The sequence below is a fragment of the Streptomyces alkaliterrae genome, assembly GCF_007097205.2.
GTDB classification, from domain to species: Bacteria; Actinomycetota; Actinomycetes; order Streptomycetales; family Streptomycetaceae; genus Streptomyces; species Streptomyces alkaliterrae.
Genome location: NZ_VJYK02000250.1, coordinates 1 through 8026 on the forward strand (window position 1 = coordinate 1; position 8026 = coordinate 8026).

The window sequence follows — 8026 nt, forward strand, 5'->3', positions numbered from 1 at the left end:
CTCCATGAATGCTTCCCCGTAATCGGGGTCACAACCACAGAAGAGCGGAACAAGCAGGCGGAATAAGCCCACTCGTTCACAGCGTCCTCGCTGTGTTGTGTTTCAAAGGAACCTCGACCATCCACAAGAAGTGGAAGGACGGGGTATCAACATATCTGGCGTTGACTTTTGGCACACTGTTGAGTTCTCAAGGAACGGACGCTTCCTTCGGATTCCCTTCCGGGCTTCCTCCGGGCGCTTCCCTTCGGTGTTTCCAACCTTACCAGAGTTTTTCCGACCCGTTTCACCGGACTGAATTCACTCTGCGGGCGTTGGATTCCCGTCGGCCTTTCGGCGCGTCCCGACTTTATCAGAAGCTCTTCCACCGATCGAATCAGCGGCCATTCGCTCGAAAGAGTCGAGAATTGCCCACGATCAGACGCTCGATCCGATCGGGGCGGTTGATTCTTTACTGCTGACCCGGGGTCTCCGACCTCCAGGCAACTGTTCGAATCTACCTCCCGCGGGGACCCGTGTCAACAGGTTTCCCGCGTTCGAGAGAGGACAGTAGCAGCTGACGGCCGCCGACCGCACATCCGCCGGGCTCACCCGGCGGTGGGCACCGCGGCCGTGCGGTCTCCGGCCGCGACGTCGCCCGTCGCCCCCTCGCGCACCGCTCGCCGGCCGAGCACCAGGACGTACGTCAGAAACAACGCCTCGGCCAGCAGCCCGATGCCCACCCGGCCCCAGGTGGGCAGTCCGGACGGAGTGACAAAGCCTTCGATCACACCGGAGACGAGCAGTACGACCGCGAGGCCGAGCGCCATGCCGATCGCCGTCCGCCCCTCCTCGGCGAGCGCGGCGCGTCGAGTGCGCGGACCCGGATCGACGACCGTCCAGCCAAGCCGTAGCCCGGTGCCCGCCGCGACGAAGACCGCGGTGAGCTCCAGCAGGCCGTGGGGCAGGACCAGCCCGAGGAAGACGTCCAGCCGGCCGGCCGACGCCATGAGCCCGAGGGCCACCCCGAGGTTCGCGGTGTTGAGGAGGAGCACCCACAGGACCGGGATGCCGAGGAACACCCCGAACACCAGGCTGATCGCGGCGACCTGCGCGTTGTTCGTCCACACCTGGGCCGCGAAGGAGGCGGCCGGACTGCTCGAGTAGTAGGCCTCGTACTGGCCGCCCGGGCGCGTCATCTCCCGGATCTCCGCCGGAGCGCCGATGGCGGACTGCACGTCGGGGTGCGCGGCCACCCACCAGCCGATCAGCCCTGCGAGGGCCGTGCAGACCAGCGCCGTGGGCACCCACCAGTGCCGGGTCCGGTAGACCGCGGCGGGGAAGCCGACGAGGAAGAAGGCGCCCAGGTCCTGCCAGCCGGCTCGTCTGGGCCCGGTGACCGCGCTGCGGGCCCTGGCGACCAGAGTGGTCAGGCGTGCCACGAGGGCGGGGTCGGGGGCCGCGGACTGGACGCGGGAGAGATGGGTGGCCGCGCGCTGGTAGAGGCTGACAAGTTCGTCGACCTCTTGTCCCGCGAGGCGCCTGCGGCGGCTCAGCAGCTGTTCCAAGCGGTCCCACTCCGCCGCGTGTGCGGCGATGAAGACGTCCAGGTCCATGCGCAGAGCTTCGCAGACGCGGGCAGAGGCTTCGAAGATCCCGCCGCTTGGCGGGAGCGGGGTGCGGGCGGTCAGACTGTTGGTGAGGTGTCCCGGCCGGGCGGCGTGCCGGGTGGTGGCGTGGGAACGAGGTGAGCGTGCCGGTGGTCGGGGTTGGGCCCGAAAGCGATGTGGTGACGGGTGAGGCCGTGGTGCTCGGTCTTCAGCCGGCACGGTTGGTGAGCAGGGCGATGGCCGTGATCCTCGACCTGTTCGTCCTGTGGTCGGTCTACCTGCTGCTCCTGATGGTGTTGCTCACGGCCGCGGGTGGGCTGGACGAGGCGGCGCGGGCGGCGATCAGCGTGGGTCTGCTGGTGCTCGTGCTGATGGGTGGGCCGGTGGCGGTCGAGACACTCAGCGGCGGGCGTTCACTGGGCAAGCTGGCATGCGGTCTGCGGGTGGTGCGTGAGGACGGCGGGCCGGTGCGGTTCCGGCACGCCCTCGTGCGGGGCCTGGTGGGCTTCGTCGAGATCCAGCTGACCCTGGGTGTGGTGGCGTTCTTCGCCTCGCTGGTCTCCGCCCGTGGTCGGCGGCTCGGGGACGTCTTCGCGGGGACGCTGGTCGTACGCGAGCGAGCGGGCGTGGCGGGTGTGGCGCGGGCCGGCGGTTCACCCGTCGTCGCCCCGCCGTGGGTGGCGGAACGGTTCGCCACGCTGGATCTGTCCGGGGTGCCGGACGGGCTGTGGCTCGCGGTGCGGCAGTTCCTGATGCGCGCGCGGGAGCTGGACCCGCAGGTGGCGGCCGGGATGGAGCGGCGGCTCGCCGACGATCTGTCGAGCCGGCTCGGTACGGCACCGCCGCCCGACCTGCCGCCGGGTGCCTATCTGTCCGGGGTGCTCGCCGAGCGGCAGCGGCGGGAGAGCGAGCGGGCCTTCGGCACGCCGGTGCCCGCCGGGCCGGTCGAGGCACCGCCGTCGGCTCCGGGTTCGACCGGACAGGTGACGGGCGTTGACGCCGGTCGGGGCGCGGAGCGCTCCGGGGGGCGTGCGGGCACCGGCTTCGTGCCGCCGGGCTGACGTACGGGGTGAACGGGCTGGTCGTGCTCAGGGGAAGGTGGAGGGCGGCGTCTCGAGGTCTTCCAGCTCGATGCCGGGTGCCGCGAGTACAACGTCGCCGGCGAGGTGCACGAGCTGCTGGTCCCCGGTCTCCAAGTCGTTGACCTGGTATTTCTCCACGACGAGTCGGCCGTTGTCAGTGGCGTGTGCTTCAGTGTCGAGCAGGGCCCAGGACTGGTCGAGAGTGCGGGCCGCGAGTACGGGGGGCGTCAGCGCGACCAGTCTGACGCGGGTGGCGGGCGCTCCTGCCGCCGGGCGCAGCATGCGGGCCGTGGCGATGAGGAAGGCCGGCGAGGCTCCGGTGAACGCCTGAGCGGGGGCGGTGTTCTCGCGGGCGTGGAGGCCGGCCGGGTCGCTGCGTACCCAGGTGACGCCGTTGAGTGCGGCGCCGCGTACCTGCCAGTCGCCCGCGTGGAGTTCGAGGCGCAGCGGGCGGCCGAGGTGGTCGAGGGTGAGGTCCACCGAGCCCGTGGGGGCGCCGTCCGGGCCGGTCAGTCGCGAGTGGTAGCGCCAGCCGGAGGGGCCGACGGCGCACTGGAAGTGTTCTTCTCCCAGGAAGGTGTGATCGTGCGGATCGAAGTGCGAGTAGCGGCCGCGGGGCATGGTGGTTCCTCGGTACGGGCGGGCCCCCGCCCGCGTGCGCGGAGCGGGGGCCGCTGGGTCGGCGGTCCTTCGCCGGGAGGCGCCGGACCGCCGGGTCGCCGGTGTGGTGCGCCGGCGGTGGGTGACTCAGTAGCGGTAGTGGTCCGGCTTGTACGGGCCGTCGACCTGGACGCCGATGTAGTCGGCCTGCTCCGGACGCAGCTGGGTCAGCTTCACGCCCAGCGCGTCCAGGTGGAGTCGGGCGACCTTCTCGTCCAGCTTCTTCGGCAGGACGTAGACGCCGATCGGGTAGTCCTGCTGCTTGGTGAACAGCTCGATCTGGGCGATCGTCTGGTTCGCGAAGGAGTTGGACATCACGAAGGACGGGTGGCCGGTCGCGTTGCCGAGGTTGAGCAGGCGGCCCTCGGAGAGGACGATGATCTTCTTGCCGTCGGGGAAGGTCCAGGTGTGGACCTGCGGCTTGACCTCGTCCTTGACGATGCCGGGGACGGCGGCGAGGCCGGCCATGTCGATCTCGTTGTCGAAGTGGCCGATGTTCCCCACGATGGCCTGGTGCTTCATCCTGGCCATGTCGGAGGCCATGATGATGTCCTTGTTACCGGTCGTGGTGATGAAGATGTCGGCGGTCTCGACGACGTCGTCCAGGGTCGCGACCTGGTAGCCGTCCATGGCGGCCTGCAGGGCGCAGATCGGGTCGATCTCGGTGATGATCACGCGGGCGCCCTGGGCGCGGAGGGACTCGGCGGAGCCCTTGCCGACGTCGCCGTAGCCGCAGACGACGGCCGTCTTGCCGCCGATGAGGACGTCGGTGGCGCGGTTGATGCCGTCGACGAGGGAGTGGCGGCAGCCGTACTTGTTGTCGAACTTCGACTTGGTGACGGCGTCGTTCACGTTGATCGCCGGGAAGAGCAGCGAGCCGGACTGCTGCATCTCGTACAGGCGGTGGACGCCGGTGGTGGTCTCCTCGGTCACGCCGCGGATCTCCGAGGCGAGCTGGGTCCACTTCTGCGGGTTCTCGGCGAGGGTGCGGTTGAGGAGCTCGAGGATGCAGCGGTGCTCCTCGTTCTCGGCGGTGTCGACCGAGGGGGCTTCGCCCGCCTTCTCGTACTCGACGCCCTTGTGGACGAGGAGGGTGGCGTCACCACCGTCGTCGAGGATCATGTTCGGGCCGCCGGTGGCGGTGTCCGGCCAGGTGAGGGCCTGCTCGGTGCACCACCAGTACTCTTCGAGCGTCTCGCCCTTCCAGGCGAAGACCGGCACGCCCTTGGGGTCGTCCGGGGTCCCGTCGGGGCCCACGGCGATGGCGGCGGCCGCGTGGTCCTGGGTGGAGAAGATGTTGCACGAGGCCCAGCGGACCTGCGCGCCGAGCGCGACGAGGGTCTCGATGAGCACCGCCGTCTGGACGGTCATGTGCAGCGAGCCGGTGATACGGGCGCCGGCGAGCGGCTGGGAGGCGGCGTACTCCTTGCGGATCGCCATGAGGCCGGGCATCTCGTGCTCGGCGAGGCTGATCTCCTTGCGGCCGAAGTCGGCCAGGGAGAGGTCGGCGACCTTGAAGTCCCGGTTGCTGGCGGAGGTCGTCATGTGCGAGCTGCTCCTCGGTTCGGGTCGAGGTGTGTGAAGGCTGGCTGGTCTGCGGCAGCGGACAGATGCGCGGGCCGGGTACGACAGCGCATACCTGCCCGACACCATACGGACACACGTGTCCTCTGGCCGCAGCGCAGTCCGTCGGAGGCCCTCTCTCCCTCGGCCCTCCCGCGGTGCGGGGCTGACCGACCGCCATCAGCAGCGACGTCTGTGCCTTTCGAATCTACACCGTCGGGGCGTTTCGTCGAGCGGGTGGGCGAGCCAGATGATCGCGACCCAGGTGTGATTTTCGGCCATGATCGGCGGCTTCCGACAGGTCGGTCCCCGGGCCGGTGGCGAGCTGCGGCGCTGGTGGTGCGGTCAGAGGCTGACCGTGGCGCGGAAGACGGTGCCCTCGCCGGAGATCTCCACGTTGTCGGTGGCGTTGAGGTACACGGACTGGCCGCGTTCGAGGGCCAGTTCCTCGCCGCCCGCCTCGCGCAGCCGCAGGCCGCCCGCGGTGCACAGGAGGATCTGCGGGCGGCCGCCGGTGGGCCGGGCGGGGACGGATCCGGGTGCGAGCGCGTAGCGGGAGAGGCGGAACTCCGACACGGGTGTGCTGTACACCTCCTCGACGTCGGGCTCGTCCGGCTCGGGCCGCAGCACGGCGGGGTCGCCCGGTTCGAAGCGTACGACGCGCAGCAGTTCGGGGACGTCCACGTGCTTCGGCGTGAAGCCGCAGCGCAGAACGTTGTCGGAGTTGGCCATCAGCTCCACGCCGAGTCCGCTCAGATAGGCGTGGGGAACGCCCGCGCCGAGGTACATGGCCTCGCCCGGGTTGAGGCGGACGTGGTTCAGCAGCAGTGCGGCGAGGAAGCCGGGGTCGCCGGGGAAGTGGTGGGCGGCGGCGGCGCAGGCGGCGTAGGCCGCGGCGTGCGGGCCGTCCTCCGCGCCCAGCCGTTCGGCGGCGGCGACCGCGTGCGCCAGGCCGTCGGCGAGTTCGGCGCGGTCGGCGCCGAGTACGGCGGTGAGCATCTCGCGCAGCGCGGCGTCCTCGGGGTGCGCGTGCAGGAGGTCGGCGTACGGCTTGAGTTCGTCGACGTCGAGTGCGGCGATCAGTTCGGCGGACTCGTCGGCGGGGCGGAAGCCGCACAGTCCTTCGAAGGGGCCGAGCGCGCAGATCAGCTCCGGCTTGTGGTTGCCGTCCTTGTAGTTGCGGTTCGGGGCGTTGCGCGGGATGCCTCGTCGCTCCTCGTCCGCGTAGCCCTCGCGGGCCTGTCCGAGATCGGGGTGGACCTGGAGGGAGAGCGGCGCCGCGGCGGCGAGGACCTTGAAGAGGAAGGGGAGTTCGGGCCCGAAGGCGGCGACGCACTCCGCGCCGAGCTCGCCTTCGGGGTCGGCGGCCACGATCTCGTTGAGCGGTGTGGGTCCCTGGCCGCGGTCGATCCGGGAGGGCGCGCCGGGGTGGGCGCCCATCCACATCTCGGCCTGCGGTTCGCCGGTGGGCGCCTGACCGAGCAGTTCCGGGATGGCGGTGGTGGAGCCCCAGGAGTAGGGGCGGACGGTGTTGACGAGGCGGTCCACTGCGTACCTCCAGGGGCGTGGTCGTCTGTGTTCGACGGGCGCGGTGGCGGCACCTCCGCTGTTCCGGACAACCCGGCAAGCGTGCGGCAGTGTCAGGGACTGGGGGTGAGGGCGAGGTAAACCGCGGTGAAATCGGCGGTGGCGATGAGTTCGGCCGCCGCGTCCAGGGGACGGCTGCCCTCCGAGGCCTCGAGTTCGCTGACCGCCGCCTCGTGCCGGTGGGCGAGGGAGCGGGCGGCCGGTGCCGCGGTCACGCCGGTGGGCGGCTGCTCGTGCAGCAGCACGATGCGGGCGCGCAGCGCCTGCGGCTCCTCGACGCGGTCGCGGAAGATGTCGTCCTCGCCGGTGGCGCCGGCGAACATGCCGGTGAGTACCGCCTGGTGGACGGTGAGCGCCTCCGGCAGCGGGCTGTGCAGCGCGGGGCGGCCGGGCAGCGCGCCGAGCATGGTGGCGAAGTGCCGGGCGGCGGCGTCGGCGATCGGTGTCTCGCTCCACAGCAGGGGCAGCGAGTCGGCGAGTTCGACGGCGAGCGTCTTGGCCGGGTTGTCGTAGGTCGGGATGGCGGGTCCGCAGCGCTCGGCGACCTTGTCGAGCCGGTCGGCCAGGGATTCCAGCGCGTCAGGCGGCGCGTGCCCGAGGCCGAGTCGGTCGGTGAGCATGAGGAGGGGGGTGAGCAGCGTCCACAGCTCGCCGGGCGCGGCGATCGGGCGCTCGTCGGGGACGCCCGGTTCGAAGGGCAGAGTGGCCAGGGGCACGTTCAGCCCGCGCGGCGGGGAGGCGGCCTCGGCGACGTCGGAGCCGGCGGGGCTGACGGCGACGACGGTGCAGCCGCGTCGGTAGGCCTGGTCTGCGAGGGCGGTCAGGCCGGGCTCGGCGCCGTTCTTGGTGAGGAGGAACAGCAGGTCGAGCGGGCCGGCCCAGCCCGGCAGTGTCCAGCGCAGGTCGGACGGTTCGGCGGATCGGCCGGCGGGCCGGATGAGGCTGACGGGCACCGAGCCGCTGCTGAACGCGCCGAGGAGGTCGGCGGCGCAGCCGGCGACCGGTCCGGGGCCGGCCACGAGCAGGGCGCGGGGGCGTCCGTCGGGCCGCAGCTCCGCCAGGCCCGCCTCGGTGGCGTGGCGTACGGCGGTGCGGGTGAGTGCGCCGGCCTCGGCCGCGCCTCGCAGCAGTCCGCCGCGGTCGGCGGCGGCGAGTGCTTCGGCGTGGTCGAGGAGGGAGTCGTCCAGCATGCCGCTGCTCCTCCTGGCTAGGCGGGTCGGCGGGCCTCGTCGACGAGCAGGACGGGAATGCCGTCCCGGACCGGGTAGACGAGCCCGCAGCCGGAGTCGGCGGTGCAGCGCAGTTCGACGTCCTGTCCGTCGGTGTCCGCGGGCTCCTCGCGGAGTGCCGCGTGGCAGGCCGGGCAGGCGAGGATCTCCAGAAGACCGGCTTCGAGCGGCATGTGTTTTCCTCCGGGTGGCTTGACGGCTGTGGTCAGCCTACCGCCGGGGAGCTTCCGGCTGCCTCCTGTCTGGGCCGGTCGGGGCGCCGGCGGGGGCGCCGAGCGGCCCCCGCCGAGCCGGATGCGGGCTCGGCGGGGAGGGCGGC

The 8026-nt window shown here is 71.5% G+C and carries 7 protein-coding genes; 1 reads left to right on the top strand and 6 read right to left on the bottom strand.

The window, feature by feature from the left end; genetic code table 11:
- Positions 1-584: 584 nt before the first annotated feature.
- Positions 585-1592, bottom strand: a complete 1008-nt coding sequence (locus FNX44_RS20235) for a stage II sporulation protein M (RefSeq protein ID WP_143649906.1) — start codon at positions 1590-1592, stop codon at positions 585-587.
- Between the two features lie 173 nt (positions 1593-1765).
- Between FNX44_RS20235 and FNX44_RS20240 the strand changes: the two genes are divergently transcribed.
- Positions 1766-2647, top strand: coding sequence for an RDD family protein (locus tag FNX44_RS20240; protein WP_143649907.1), 882 nt, complete (start codon positions 1766-1768; stop codon positions 2645-2647).
- Positions 2648-2674: 27 nt separating this feature from the next.
- On the opposite strand, the gene FNX44_RS20245 is transcribed toward FNX44_RS20240, so the two are convergent.
- The 5 genes from FNX44_RS20245 to FNX44_RS20265 form a co-directional block, all read right to left on the bottom strand.
- The gene (locus FNX44_RS20245) at positions 2675-3289 is read right to left on the bottom strand and encodes a hypothetical protein (RefSeq protein WP_143649909.1); all 615 of its coding nucleotides are present in this window, start codon (positions 3287-3289) and stop codon (positions 2675-2677) included.
- 126 nt (positions 3290-3415) lie between these two features.
- Positions 3416-4873, bottom strand: coding sequence for an adenosylhomocysteinase (gene ahcY, locus FNX44_RS20250; RefSeq protein ID WP_143649911.1), 1458 nt, complete (start codon positions 4871-4873; stop codon positions 3416-3418).
- 363 nt (positions 4874-5236) lie between these two features.
- Entirely contained in the window at positions 5237-6439 is a 1203-nt protein-coding gene (gene manA, locus FNX44_RS20255) for a mannose-6-phosphate isomerase, class I (protein ID WP_143649913.1), read from the bottom strand.
- Between the two features lie 92 nt (positions 6440-6531).
- Positions 6532-7668 (bottom strand): SIS domain-containing protein, encoded by a 1137-nt coding sequence (locus FNX44_RS20260; RefSeq protein ID WP_143649914.1) that lies wholly within the window; start codon positions 7666-7668, stop codon positions 6532-6534.
- Between the two features lie 17 nt (positions 7669-7685).
- Positions 7686-7880, bottom strand: a complete 195-nt coding sequence (locus tag FNX44_RS20265) for a Trm112 family protein (RefSeq protein ID WP_143649916.1) — start codon at positions 7878-7880, stop codon at positions 7686-7688.
- Positions 7881-8026: the final 146 nt, after the last annotated feature.